General features: G+C 50.8%; 6 protein-coding genes, 3 tRNA genes, 4 rRNA genes and 1 pseudogene. 9 read left to right on the top strand and 5 right to left on the bottom strand.

Going from position 1 to position 13,830, the window contains the following annotated elements; genetic code table 11:
* Nucleotides 1–7: 7 nt before the first annotated feature.
* Complete coding sequence (gene purH, locus HA49_RS16620; protein ID WP_038023995.1) at nt 8–1,603, bottom strand: bifunctional phosphoribosylaminoimidazolecarboxamide formyltransferase/IMP cyclohydrolase; 1,596 nt, start codon at nt 1,601–1,603, stop codon at nt 8–10.
* A 620-nt stretch (nt 1,604–2,223) separates the two neighbouring features.
* Here purH and HA49_RS16615 point away from each other — a divergent pair.
* The 7 genes from HA49_RS16615 (at nt 2,224) to rrf (HA49_RS16585) (ending at nt 7,816) form a co-directional block, all read left to right on the top strand.
* Nucleotides 2,224–3,763, top strand: a 16S ribosomal RNA gene (locus tag HA49_RS16615).
* Between the two features lie 74 nt (nt 3,764–3,837).
* Nucleotides 3,838–3,914: transfer RNA gene (locus tag HA49_RS16610), tRNA-Ile, on the top strand.
* A 118-nt stretch (nt 3,915–4,032) separates the two neighbouring features.
* Nucleotides 4,033–4,108: transfer RNA gene (locus HA49_RS16605), tRNA-Ala, on the top strand.
* A 181-nt stretch (nt 4,109–4,289) separates the two neighbouring features.
* A 23S ribosomal RNA gene (locus HA49_RS16600) occupies nt 4,290–7,195 on the top strand.
* A gap of 266 nt (nt 7,196–7,461) precedes the next feature.
* Nucleotides 7,462–7,577: ribosomal RNA gene (gene rrf / locus HA49_RS16595) — 5S ribosomal RNA — on the top strand.
* 14 nt (nt 7,578–7,591) lie between these two features.
* Nucleotides 7,592–7,667, top strand: a tRNA-Thr gene (locus HA49_RS16590).
* A 33-nt stretch (nt 7,668–7,700) separates the two neighbouring features.
* Nucleotides 7,701–7,816, top strand: a 5S ribosomal RNA gene (gene rrf, locus HA49_RS16585).
* Together the 16S, 23S and 5S rRNA genes with 3 tRNA genes alongside form the textbook arrangement of a ribosomal RNA operon.
* Nucleotides 7,817–8,014: 198 nt before the next feature.
* On the opposite strand, the pseudogene HA49_RS16580 reads toward rrf (HA49_RS16585), so the two are convergent.
* A pseudogene (locus HA49_RS16580) lies at nt 8,015–8,802 on the bottom strand (transporter substrate-binding domain-containing protein).
* A 16-nt stretch (nt 8,803–8,818) separates the two neighbouring features.
* The gene (locus tag HA49_RS16575; protein ID WP_245610230.1) at nt 8,819–9,991 is read right to left on the bottom strand and encodes a M20 family metallopeptidase; all 1,173 of its coding nucleotides are present in this window, start codon (nt 9,989–9,991) and stop codon (nt 8,819–8,821) included.
* Nucleotides 9,992–10,159: 168 nt separating this feature from the next.
* Between HA49_RS16575 and HA49_RS16570 the strand changes: the two genes are divergently transcribed.
* Nucleotides 10,160–11,011 carry a LysR family transcriptional regulator gene (locus tag HA49_RS16570; RefSeq protein WP_038023883.1) on the top strand — a complete coding sequence of 284 codons (852 nt, stop codon included), beginning with the start codon at nt 10,160–10,162 and terminating at the stop codon, nt 11,009–11,011.
* A gap of 106 nt (nt 11,012–11,117) precedes the next feature.
* Entirely contained in the window at nt 11,118–12,047 is a 930-nt protein-coding gene (gene metA, locus HA49_RS16565; protein WP_038023880.1) for a homoserine O-acetyltransferase MetA, read from the top strand.
* 19 nt (nt 12,048–12,066) lie between these two features.
* Here metA and HA49_RS16560 read toward each other — a convergent pair whose 3' ends face one another.
* Complete coding sequence (locus HA49_RS16560) at nt 12,067–13,068, bottom strand: aldo/keto reductase (RefSeq protein ID WP_038023877.1); 1,002 nt, start codon at nt 13,066–13,068, stop codon at nt 12,067–12,069.
* A 74-nt stretch (nt 13,069–13,142) separates the two neighbouring features.
* Nucleotides 13,143–13,823, bottom strand: a complete 681-nt coding sequence (locus tag HA49_RS16555; protein WP_038023974.1) for a UTRA domain-containing protein — start codon at nt 13,821–13,823, stop codon at nt 13,143–13,145.
* Nucleotides 13,824–13,830 lie beyond the last annotated feature (7 nt).

Genomic DNA, 13,830 nt, shown 5'->3' with positions numbered 1-13,830 from the left:
GGGTAAATTAATGGCGGAAATGACGCATATCGGTAAAGATCATCGCAATGCCATGTTCATCGGCAGCTGCAATGACTTCATCATCACGGATAGATCCACCTGGCTGGATGACGCAGGTGATTCCGACGGCGGCGGCTGCATCAATGCCATCACGGAACGGGAAGAAAGCGTCAGAAGCCATCGCCGATCCTTTCACTTCCAGACCTTCATCCCCGGCTTTGATACCGGCGATTTTGGCGGAATAGACACGACTCATTTGTCCGGCTCCGATACCGATAGTCTGGTTATCCCGCGCATAGACAATCGCGTTAGACTTAACAAATTTCGCGACCTTCCAACAGAACAGGGCATCACGCATTTCCTGTGGATTTGGCTGACGCTGGCTGACAACGCGCAATTGAGTTTCATCGACCATCCCCAGATCACGGTCCTGAACCAGCAGGCCACCGTTGACCCGTTTGAAATCGAGCGCTGCGCTACGTTGTTGCTGCCATTCGCCACAGATCAACACGCGGACATTCTGCTTAGCCGCTGTCACTTTCAAGGCGGCTTCGCTGGCGGACGGGGCAATAATGACTTCAACAAACTGACGACTGATAATGGCCTGCGCAGTTTCTTCATCCAGTTCGCGGTTAAACGCGATGATACCGCCAAACGCTGAGGTCGGGTCAGTAGTGTAAGCACGCTCATAGGCCTGTTTAATATCGCTGCCGATGGCGACGCCACAAGGGTTGGCATGTTTGACTATCACACATGCGGGTTCTGCAAACTCTTTTACGCACTCAAGGGCTGCATCGGTATCGGCAATATTATTATAGGAAAGAGCTTTCCCTTGTAACTGTTGTGCGGTTGCGACTGAAGCTTCGGCAACGTTCTCTTCTATATAGAAGGCTGCATCCTGATGGCTGTTTTCACCGTAGCGCATATCCTGCTTCTTCACGAAGTTGAGATTCAGGGTGCGTGGGAAACGCCCGGACGGAGTTTTTTCTTCATTATTGTAGTAAGCCGGCACCAACTGACCGAAGTAGTTGGCGATCATACTGTCATAGGCGGCAGTATGCTCGAATGCTTTGATAGCCAGATCAAACCGGGTTTCCAGTGTCAGGCTGTTATCGTTGGCCTGCATCTCTTTAATCAGCAGAGAGTAGTCGTTACTGTTCACTACAATAGCGACATCTTTGTGATTCTTTGCGGCTGAACGCACCATGGTAGGTCCGCCGATATCAATATTTTCTACTGCGTCTTCCAGGCTGCAACCTTCACGGGCCACTGTCTGAGCAAACGGATACAGGTTCACGACGACCATGTCGATCGGTGCTATCTGATGCTCTGCCATAATTGCATCATCCTGACCACGACGTCCCAGAATCCCGCCATGGACTTTCGGATGCAGTGTTTTCACACGTCCGTCCATCATCTCCGGGAAACCAGTGTAGTCAGATACTTCGGTAACAGGCAGGCCGGCATCGGCCAGCAAACGGGCAGTGCCGCCGGTAGATAGCAACTCAACGCCGCAGGAAGTCAGTGCTTTGGCAAACTCTACAATACCGGTTTTGTCAGAGACACTCAGAAGAGCGCGGCGTACAGGACGACGATGTTGCATAGTAAATGTAATCCCCTGGATTGGTTTCATTTATAGAAAGAAAGAAGTCGTAAAGAAATCTCTGAAAGCAAAACTGCTCATTTATCTGCTTTCACAAACATCTCAGACCGGGTTTCTGCATGGCGGCATTGTAGCGAAAACGTTTGCGTGATGCCCGGCTAAATTTGGATTTATAGCGCTTTGTGAGTAACTTTGTGGATAACAGGGTATAAATGGCTTGTTTGCTGTGTATTGCAGCAAACAGTAATTTTTTTTGAAATTAGCGGTTGCGCCTTTTTATGAACTCCCTATAATGCGCAACCACTGACACGGCAAAGCGCGATGCGCCAAGGCGGGACAGGGACTGAAGTGATTTGGTCCGGAGGAAAAAATCACGAAATAGTGGTTGACTCCTGAGGTGAAAAGCGTAATATACGCCACCTCGCAGCGACAACCTAAGCGGTTGAGTTGCAACGCTCTTTAACAATTTATCAGACAATCTGTGTGGGCACTCGCAGGATTGATATCAAACGTCTCCGGACGTAAAAAATATCAAGTCTTAAGAGTGAACACATAATGAAATTCATTATGAGTGTTTTACACTTGAGCATCGCTTAACTCGTTTAAGCAAATCAAACTTTAAATTGAAGAGTTTGATCATGGCTCAGATTGAACGCTGGCGGCAGGCCTAACACATGCAAGTCGAACGGCAGCACAGAGAGCTTGCTCTCGGGTGGCGAGTGGCGGACGGGTGAGTAATGTCTGGGAAACTGCCTGATGGAGGGGGATAACTACTGGAAACGGTAGCTAATACCGCATAATGTCGCAAGACCAAAGTGGGGGACCTTCGGGCCTCACACCATCGGATGTGCCCAGATGGGATTAGCTAGCAGGTGGGGTAACGGCCTACCTGGGCGACGATCCCTAGCTGGTCTGAGAGGATGACCAGCCACACTGGAACTGAGACACGGTCCAGACTCCTACGGGAGGCAGCAGTGGGGAATATTGCACAATGGGCGCAAGCCTGATGCAGCCATGCCGCGTGTATGAAGAAGGCCTTCGGGTTGTAAAGTACTTTCAGCGAGGAGGAAGGCATTGCGGTTAATAACCGCAGTGATTGACGTTACTCGCAGAAGAAGCACCGGCTAACTCCGTGCCAGCAGCCGCGGTAATACGGAGGGTGCAAGCGTTAATCGGAATTACTGGGCGTAAAGCGCACGCAGGCGGTCTGTCAAGTCGGATGTGAAATCCCCGGGCTCAACCCGGGAACTGCATTCGAAACTGGCAGACTAGAGTCTTGTAGAGGGGGGTAGAATTCCAGGTGTAGCGGTGAAATGCGTAGAGATCTGGAGGAATACCGGTGGCGAAGGCGGCCCCCTGGACAAAGACTGACGCTCAGGTGCGAAAGCGTGGGGAGCAAACAGGATTAGATACCCTGGTAGTCCACGCCGTAAACGATGTCGACTTGGAGGTTGTGCCCTTGAGGCGTGGCTTCCGGAGCTAACGCGTTAAGTCGACCGCCTGGGGAGTACGGCCGCAAGGTTAAAACTCAAATGAATTGACGGGGGCCCGCACAAGCGGTGGAGCATGTGGTTTAATTCGATGCAACGCGAAGAACCTTACCTACTCTTGACATCCAGAGAACTTGGCAGAGATGCCCTGGTGCCTTCGGGAACTCTGAGACAGGTGCTGCATGGCTGTCGTCAGCTCGTGTTGTGAAATGTTGGGTTAAGTCCCGCAACGAGCGCAACCCCTATCCTTTGTTGCCAGCGATTCGGTCGGGAACTCAAAGGAGACTGCCGGTGATAAACCGGAGGAAGGTGGGGATGACGTCAAGTCATCATGGCCCTTACGAGTAGGGCTACACACGTGCTACAATGGCGCATACAAAGAGAAGCGACCTCGCGAGAGCAAGCGGACCTCATAAAGTGCGTCGTAGTCCGGATCGGAGTCTGCAACTCGACTCCGTGAAGTCGGAATCGCTAGTAATCGTAGATCAGAATGCTACGGTGAATACGTTCCCGGGCCTTGTACACACCGCCCGTCACACCATGGGAGTGGGTTGCAAAAGAAGTAGATAGCTTAACCTTCGGGAGGGCGTTTACCACTTTGTGATTCATGACTGGGGTGAAGTCGTAACAAGGTAACCGTAGGGGAACCTGCGGTTGGATCACCTCCTTACCTGAAGATACACTCCGGCGAAGTGTCCACAACAGATTGTCTGATAGAAAATAAAGAGAGCAGTAATCTTCTGCAGGCTTGTAGCTCAGGTGGTTAGAGCGCACCCCTGATAAGGGTGAGGTCGGTGGTTCAAGTCCACTCAGGCCTACCAATTCTTTCTCATACGGCGTTACGACTCCGGCTCGCATAGTACACTATGCGTCGCGAAGCCATGCCTTGTCTGAAAAAGAATTCAAGGTACTAAGGTAATCAGAAGTTTACCCATCGATGGGGCTATAGCTCAGCTGGGAGAGCGCCTGCCTTGCACGCAGGAGGTCAGCGGTTCGATCCCGCTTAGCTCCACCATCATTCAGTATGCTCACTGAATATTTATCTTAAAGATGACTTGCGAGTCATGTTTAAGATATTGCTCTTTAACAATCCGGAACAAGCTGAAAATTTGAAAACAATGAATAACGCGAGTTATTCAGAGTCTCTCAAAAACTTTTACGATTCATAGTCGTTGCAAGACGTCTGTGGGTTGTGAGGTTAAGCGAATAAGCGTACACGGTGGATGCCCTGGCAGTCAGAGGCGATGAAGGACGTGCTAATCTGCGAAAAGCGCCGGTAAGGTGATATGAACCGATACAGCCGGCGATGTCCGAATGGGGAAACCCGGTGCACTCAGTGCATCATCGCAACATGAATACATAGTGTTGCGAGGCGAACCGGGGGAACTGAAACATCTAAGTACCCCGAGGAAAAGAAATCAACCGAGATTCCCCCAGTAGCGGCGAGCGAACGGGGAGCAGCCCTGAACCATCATCAGTGTGTGTGTTAGTGGAAGCGTCCGGAATGGCGCACGATACAGGGTGAAAGTCCCGTACATGAAAATGCACATACTGTGAGTTCGAAGAGTAGGGCGGGACACGTGGTATCCTGTCTGAATATGGGGGGACCATCCTCCAAGGCTAAATACTCCTGACTGACCGATAGTGAACCAGTACCGTGAGGGAAAGGCGAAAAGAACCCCGGCGAGGGGAGTGAAAAGAACCTGAAACCGTGTACGTACAAGCAGTGGGAGCACCCTTTGGGGTGTGACTGCGTACCTTTTGTATAATGGGTCAGCGACTTATATTCTGTAGCAAGGTTAACCGTATAGGGGAGCCGCAGGGAAACCGAGTCTTAACTGGGCGTTAAGTTGCAGGGTATAGACCCGAAACCCGGTGATCTAGCCATGGGCAGGTTGAAGGTTGGGTAACACTAACTGGAGGACCGAACCGACTAATGTTGAAAAATTAGCGGATGACCTGTGGCTGGGGGTGAAAGGCCAATCAAACCGGGAGATAGCTGGTTCTCCCCGAAAGCTATTTAGGTAGCGCCTCGTGAACTCATCTCCGGGGGTAGAGCACTGTTTCGGCTAGGGGGCCATCCCGGCTTACCAACCCGATGCAAACTGCGAATACCGGAGAATGTTATCACGGGAGACACACGGCGGGTGCTAACGTCCGTCGTGAAGAGGGAAACAACCCAGACCGCCAGCTAAGGTCCCAAAGTCATGGTTAAGTGGGAAACGATGTGGGAAGGCTCAGACAGCCAGGATGTTGGCTTAGAAGCAGCCATCATTTAAAGAAAGCGTAATAGCTCACTGGTCGAGTCGGCCTGCGCGGAAGATGTAACGGGGCTAAACCATGCACCGAAGCTGCGGCAGCGACACTATGTGTTGTTGGGTAGGGGAGCGTTCTGTAAGCCGTTGAAGGTGGACTGTGAGGTCTGCTGGAGGTATCAGAAGTGCGAATGCTGACATAAGTAACGATAAAGCGGGTGAAAAGCCCGCTCGCCGGAAGACCAAGGGTTCCTGTCCAACGTTAATCGGGGCAGGGTGAGTCGACCCCTAAGGCGAGGCTGAAAAGCGTAGTCGATGGGAAACAGGTTAATATTCCTGTACTTGGTGTTACTGCGAAGGGGGGACGGAGAAGGCTATGTCATCCGGGCGACGGTTGTCCCGGTTTAAGCGTGTAGGCTGAGATTCCAGGCAAATCCGGAATCTCTTAAGGCTGAGGCGTGATGACGAGGTGCTACGGCACTGAAGTGACAAATGCCCTGCTTCCGGGAAAAGCCTCTAAGCTCCAGGTAACACGAAATCGTACCCCAAACCGACACAGGTGGTCAGGTAGAGAATACCAAGGCGCTTGAGAGAACTCGGGTGAAGGAACTAGGCAAAATGGTGCCGTAACTTCGGGAGAAGGCACGCTGGCGCGTAGGTGAAGGGACTTGCTCCCGGAGCTGAAGCCAGTCGAAGATACCAGCTGGCTGCAACTGTTTATTAAAAACACAGCACTGTGCAAACACGAAAGTGGACGTATACGGTGTGACGCCTGCCCGGTGCCGGAAGGTTAATTGATGGGGTTATCGCTCTGCGAGAAGCTCCTGATCGAAGCCCCGGTAAACGGCGGCCGTAACTATAACGGTCCTAAGGTAGCGAAATTCCTTGTCGGGTAAGTTCCGACCTGCACGAATGGCGTAATGATGGCCAGGCTGTCTCCACCCGAGACTCAGTGAAATTGAAATCGCTGTGAAGATGCAGTGTACCCGCGGCAAGACGGAAAGACCCCGTGAACCTTTACTATAGCTTGACACTGAATATTGAGCCTTGATGTGCAGGATAGGTGGGAGGCACTGAAGTACGGACGCCAGTTCGTACGGAGCCATCCTTGAAATACCACCCTTTAATGTTTGATATTCTAACGTGGACCCGTTATCCGGGTTGCGGACAGTGTCTGGTGGGTAGTTTGACTGGGGCGGTCTCCTCCCAAAGAGTAACGGAGGAGCACGAAGGTTAGCTAATCACGGTCGGACATCGTGAGGTTAGTGCAAAGGCATAAGCTAGCTTGACTGCGAGAGTGACGGTTCGAGCAGGTGCGAAAGCAGGTCTTAGTGATCCGGTGGTTCTGAATGGAAGGGCCATCGCTCAACGGATAAAAGGTACTCCGGGGATAACAGGCTGATACCGCCCAAGAGTTCATATCGACGGCGGTGTTTGGCACCTCGATGTCGGCTCATCACATCCTGGGGCTGAAGTAGGTCCCAAGGGTACGGCTGTTCGCCGTTTAAAGTGGTACGCGAGCTGGGTTTAGAACGTCGTGAGACAGTTCGGTCCCTATCTGCCGTGGGCGCTGGAGAATTGAGGGGGGTTGCTCCTAGTACGAGAGGACCGGAGTGAACGCACCACTGGTGTTCGGGTTGTCATGCCAATGGCATTGCCCGGTAGCTAAGTGCGGAAAAGATAAGTGCTGAAAGCATCTAAGCACGAAACTTGCCCCGAGATGAGTTCTCCCTGACCCTTTAAGGGTCCTGAAGGGACGTTGAAGACGACGACGTTGATAGGCCGGATGTGTAAGTGCAGCGATGCATTGAGCTAACCGGTACTAATGACCCGTGAGGCTTAACCTTACAACGCCAGAGGCGTTTTGCAGAGACGCAAAGATTTTCAGCGAGTTCCTGATAGTTAAATTAAAAAATTAGCAGTGCCCTGCGGACATGAGTATTTTCCGTAAGAGCAGAGCGGTTTTAAGAATTAGCGGGAATGAAAGATTTTGTGCAGAGACAAGGCACTGACTGAGACGGTCTGAAGGAGCATACACAGAGTATGTGACTGAGGAACGCGAGGGAAGTAACGCAGTATCTGTATAAAAGATTCATTCCGAGCACAGAATTTGCCTGGCGGCTAGAGCGCGGTGGTCCCACCTGACCCCATGCCGAACTCAGAAGTGAAACGCCGTAGCGCCGATGGTAGTGTGGGGTCTCCCCATGCGAGAGTAGGGAACTGCCAGGCATCCAATTTTGTGTGCTGATATGGCTCAGTTGGTAGAGCGCACCCTTGGTAAGGGTGAGGTCCCCAGTTCGACTCTGGGTATCAGCACCAGATAAAAACATGATTTCGGTATAAAAGAATTTGCCTGGCGGCAATAGCGCGGTGGTCCCACCTGACCCCATGCCGAACTCAGAAGTGAAACACCGTAGCGCCGATGGTAGTGTGGGGTCTCCCCATGTGAGAGTAGGGAACTGCCAGGCATCAAATCAAGCAAAAAAGGCCATCCTCAGGGATGGCCTTTTTGCGTTAGTAAACTCTGAAATACCGGTCAGACTTAGGGTAAAAGATACGGTGATAGCTGAAGCTACGTGAAAAAAAATCAAAAAAAGCCATCCTGGCAGATGGCTTTATAAACACCGGGGTAACGCGACAATCTCCATTCAGTGTCTGATGGACGTTTAAGGGGCCGTTGTGTTGACCTTCATTTCAAGATCACCAAAATAGCGCTGTTTAATTTTTTCCCATTGTCCGTCAGCCATAATTTTCTTTATCCCCTGGTTTATCAGAGCCTGTGTCGGGGCGTCACCCTGCCGGACGCCATAAGCCGAGCCCGCGCTGAACAGTTTGTCATCGGTAACCTCTGGTCCCAACAGTGCAAAGTCTTTACCGGCCGGTTTATTCAGGAAGCCGTAGGTCACTGCGGCTCCGGGTACCAGAGAACCATCCAGACGGCCCGCTTCCAGATCCTGATAAATCGAGTCCTGATCCGGGTAGGTCACCACATCAATCCCTTTCGGTATCCAGTACTGGCGAGCGTGCATTTCCTGGATTGATCCCTGAAGGACGCCAATATGTTTACCCTGCAAAGAGGCGACATCCGGCAATAATCCGCTGTTCTTACGGGCAACCAGCTTAGAAGGAGCGTGGTACAGGTAATCACTGAACGCTATCGATTTTTTTCGTTTGATAGTCGCCCCCAGCGGAGAGATAAAGTCGACTTTTTAGAAAGCAACGCCGGAATCTCTGCATCAAAACTGGTGATGACATAGGTGCATTTAACCTGAACTGCCTCGCAGATCGCGTTAGTCAGATCGATTTCGAACCCGGCAGGATTTCCTGAAGAATCACGAAACTGGAACGGGGGGTAAGACAGATCTGCAGCGACCCGTAAGGTCTTCTCAGCAGCAAAACTGCTGGTGCTGAGTAATAAAGCACAACTGGCTGCCAGCAGCAGAGAGGTTTTCATGTGCAATCTCCGGTAATTAAACGTTATTTTTCTGCCAGTGACTAAATTCATCACGTACTGACTGTAAATGGTGAGACTGCTGCAAATCGCTGGCAGTCATCGCCAGAGCTTTTGCTGCATCCAGCATGGCGGTAATTCCCTGTTCAGAACCCGCCGCCAGGGCAAATTCCGGAGTATGTGGGCGAACATCACCAATCCTCAGGTAGGGATGGATGGCCGCTGTTAACTGACTGACATTACCGATATCCGATGAACCAACCCCACCCTGTTCAGGCGGATTTTCGACGGTCAGTCCTAACAATGCCAGATTGTCTGCAAATAACCCGGCCAGCGCCTGGTTATTGTTTCGTTCTGCATAGGTGAGTCCTTCCTCTATTTCGAGTCTGGCGCCGGTCATCATTGCAGCGCCATTAGCCACCGCGAAGACCTTCTGTTTGACCTGTTCCAGGCCTGCCCGGGTGGCGGCACGCAGCAGGAAACAGGTTTCGGCATATTCAGGAACAATATTAGTCGCGCTGCCACCGTGGGTGATAATCCCATGAACCCGTACGTCATCAGTGAACAACTGACGCATAGCATTAATGCCGTTGAAAGTATGGATAACCGCATCCAGAGCACTGATCCCCAAATGTGGTGCAGATGCCGCATGTGCTGCCTTACCATAGAATTTAAAACAGGTATCGACACAGGCCAGAGCACCACGGACAGCCATATTTTTTTCCCGCGGATGGAACATCATGACTGCATCCACTCCGTCAAAAACACCGGCATTGGCCATAATAATTTTACCGCCACCTTCTTCCTCTGCCGGCGTACCGATAACTTCAACCGTTCCGTTGAATTGCGGACAAGCCTGCACAAATGCCAGCGCCGCAGTCACCGAAGCTGTACCTATCAGATTATGTCCGCAGGCGTGTCCCAGCCCCTGCAAAGCATCATATTCGGCCAGAAAGGCGATATGCGGACCGGGTTTACCGGAATTGAGTGTGGCACGAAAGGCCGTTTCCAGCCCTGCTACTGACTGCTGCACAGAAAAACCTGCCGCCTGCAGTGGCGCTATCAGCCGTGCTGCAGACTGATGTTCCTGGAAACTTAGCTCCGGATTAGCATGTATCTCTTTTGCCAGCTTACCCATCTCACCAGCCAGACGGTCGACGGATAAAATTATTTTATCTTTTAAATCACTCACAGTGCTGCCATCCTGAATACTCCGGTTCTGTCGCCCATTGATCACCTACTCATTAGAGTACAGGTATATCCTTGTCGCAGATAAAATCCCAATTCGGATTTTTTATTAAGCAACGATACTATAATAAAATTATTTTATGATAATGATGCCGCTGTTAAGAGGTGACTGATGAATGAGAAAGACTGGTTAATTATCGCGACTGTCTGGCATCAACAGAATATTACCCGGGCAGCCCGACAGCTTTATCTGACTCAACCGGCACTCAGCTATCGTCTGAAGCAGATTGAACAGAAACTCTCGATTCAGTTATTTGAAGGCAGCGGGCGCAAACTGGTATTCAGCGCACAGGGGCGCTATCTGGCAGAACATGCCACAAAAATGCTGACAGAGTCACAACAGCTCCGACAAACACTTCAGGCACTGCGCCATCCGGGGCCGGGAGAGTTACGACTGGGTGTCACCAGCAATTATGCGGCCTATTGCCTGCCGGAAATCCTGGCCGGTTTTTGCCGGCAACACAGTGATCTGCATGTCAGCGTGGTGAGCGGACTGAGTAAAGAGATGTATGAAAAACTCCGGCGTGATGAAATTGATATTGCGATCACCAAAGATGATTATGGCTGGAAAGAACAAAAACGCCTGATCCGTAAAGATCAGTATCAGTTGATCAGTGCGAAACCGATCGATATGGAATTGCTCCCTCAGTTACCGCAGATCTATATTAATCATGGCGGTCACACTGCGCAGTTGATCGAGCGATGGTGGAACGCTCATTACCGGCTGTCACCCAGGATTGCTATGCAGGTTGATAAACTGGAAGTCTGCCTGGCCATGGTGGTTCACGGGTTGGGGTATGCCATTATCTCCGGGTATCAGCCGCTGCCTGATTCATTGTTTTGTCAGTCACTGAGTCTGGAAGGCCATGGTGCTGACAGTTGTACCTGGCTGCTTTACCGGCAGCAGAGTGAGCTGAATCCGGCGCAACAAGCGTTCATTGAATTATTTTCAGAATTAAGCTGAAAGATTTTCATCATCGGCCGATCAGTATCGACTTTTCAGGCACTGCACGTTAATCTTAGCTATCTGGATGTCTAAACGTTTATATGGTTAATTGAGGTATCAGGTAATGCCAATCAGAGTGCCGGATGATTTACCCGCAGTTAATTTTCTGCGAAATGAAAATGTGTTTGTGATGACCTCGTCCCGTGCGTTGGTCCAGAATATCCGGCCGTTAAAAATTTTAATCCTTAACCTGATGCCGAAGAAAATCGAAACTGAAAATCAGTTTCTGCGGCTGCTGTCTAACTCACCACTTCAGTTAGATATTCAGCTGTTACGGATAGATAATCGTGAATCACGAAATACCCCGGCAGAACATCTGGATACTTTTTATTGTAATTTTTCCGATATCCAGCATGAAAACTATGACGGTCTGATTGTGACCGGGGCTCCCCTGGGATTAGTAGATTTTGATGATGTCGCTTACTGGCCGCAAATTCGTGAAGTATTACACTGGGCTAAAGACCATGTCACATCAACACTGTTTGTCTGTTGGGCGGTTCAGGCTGCGCTAAATATTTTGTACGGGTTACCAAAAATGACCCGTGAACAGAAGTTATCCGGGGTGTATGAACACAGTGTGGTCCAACCCCATGCATTGCTGACCCGGGGGTTCGATGATCAGTTCCTCGCCCCGCATTCCCGGTACGCTGATTTTCCGACCGATATCATCCAGAAGCATACAGATCTGGATGTGTTTGCGGTATCTGAGCAGACCGGAGCCTATCTGATGGCCAGCCGTGACAAACGGCTGGTATTTGTCACCGGTCATCCGGAATACAATGCCGATACCCTGGCGGGTGAATATTTAAGAGATATTGGCGCGGGTATTGACTCACCGTTACCCTATAACTATTTTCCCGGCAATAATCCGCATCTGACCCCAAAAGCCAGCTGGCGCAGTCACGGCAACCTGCTGTTTTCCAACTGGCTTAACTATTATGTCTACCAGATCACGCCATATGATCTGAAGCATATGACACCGACACTGGAATAATCTTTAAGGTCCGGGTAGCTTAATCGCTGTCGCGGGCCAGAATTTCGTCGATAGCTTTCCGTTGCTGTACCGTAAATTCCGGGCTGTTCAGGGCAGCGACGGCATCGTCAATTTGCCGGGTTTTACTGGCGCCAATCAGTACGGATGTCACTAAATCGTCCCGCAACAGCCATGCTTGTGCCATCTGGGCCAGACTCTGACCACGTTCAATTGCCAGAGCATTGAGCTGATGAATAATAGCCAGTTTTGCCTCGTTTAACCGTTCACGGGTGAGGAACGGACTGTTACCCGCCATCCTTGAATCTGCAGGAATTCCCTGTAAATAGCGATCACTGAGTAAACCACCGGCCAGAGGTGAATAGGCAATACAACCTACACCTTTATGTTGCAAAGTACGGAGTAACCCTTGCTCAGGTTGGCGTTGAAACATCGAATATCTTGTCTGATGAATGAGGCAGGGGATTCCTTGCTGTTCCAGCATCTCAATAGCACGTGCTGCCAGCTCATCCGGGTAATTTGAAATACCGATATACAGAGCTTTCCCCTGACGAACAATGTCGGCCAGGGCCCCGACAGTTTCACTGAGAGGGGTATTGGTATCCGGACGGTGATGGTAGAAAATATCCACATAATCCAGCCCCATACGTTTCAGGCTTTGATTGAGGCTGGCTATCAGATATTTGCGGGAACCCCAGTCACCGTACGGGCCTGGCCACATGGTATAGCCGGCTTTGGTGGAGATAATCAGTTCATCACGCCAGGCATGTAAATCCTGTTTCAGAATCCGGCCAAAACAGCTTTCTGCCGCTCCCGGTGGAGGACCATAATTGTTTGCCAAATCGAAGTGAGTAATCCCTTTGTCAAAGGCATGCAATACTAATTCTCTGCCGCTGTTTCCGGGGGTTTCTTCCCCGAAATTGTGCCACAGTCCCAGAGATACACGCGGCAACAGCAGGCCGCTCACACCACAGCGGGCATAAGTCATGCCTTCGTAGCGTTGATTATCAGGTTGATAGATCATAGCAAGTTCTCCGTCACTTAGGGGGAATAGACGAGCATTGCGGTGAACTTTACCCGCACTCGATCGTAGAGGGGTCAGTTAATCTCCACATCAACACACAGGGCATCATAACGCCAGTATTCATAATCGCAGTCTATCACCTGGCGGTGTTGGTTCTGGTTGATCCGGGTAATGCAAATACCAGGACTGCCGGAAGCGACATTCAGTGCAGGGGCAGAAAATGCCGGTAACGGACCAGGTAATACCGTAAAACGTACCCCGCCATAGCGTATGTTATACAGTTTTTCATACAGTTCGGTCAGTGATCGGGTCAGGTCTTCCTGCAACAGACCAGGAAAAAAGGCCGGATTAAGATAATGTTCAACATACAGGACCGCCCGGCCATCGATACGCCTCAGACGACGGATGCAGTAAAGATTGTCTCCCTGGGCGACTGACAGTTGTTGTGCCAGCAGGGGAGTAGCCGCGGTTTCGCCGGCACTGATGACTTCGGTTTGTGCTTCACGACCTTGCAATGCAGCCATTTCATGGAAGTGACTGCGTAGTAACGGGTTATAAACCAGCCGGGGGGGCGCAATAAACCAGCCACGGCGCAGTTCCCGGTAGATTTTTCCTCGGGCTTCCAGAAGTGCGAGTGCTTCACGTAATGTGATTCGGGTGGTGGAATATTCTTCACTCAACCGTCGTTCCGCAGGCAGTCGGCCCTGACTAAACTCACCACTATTCAACCGGTTAAGTAATGATTCCGCGATCATATCGACA

The sequence above is a fragment of the Tatumella morbirosei genome, assembly GCF_000757425.2.
Classification (GTDB): Bacteria; Pseudomonadota; Gammaproteobacteria; order Enterobacterales; family Enterobacteriaceae; genus Tatumella; species Tatumella morbirosei.
The sequence above is the reverse complement of the archived record's forward strand: the minus strand, read 5'-3'. Positions and strand labels throughout refer to the sequence as shown.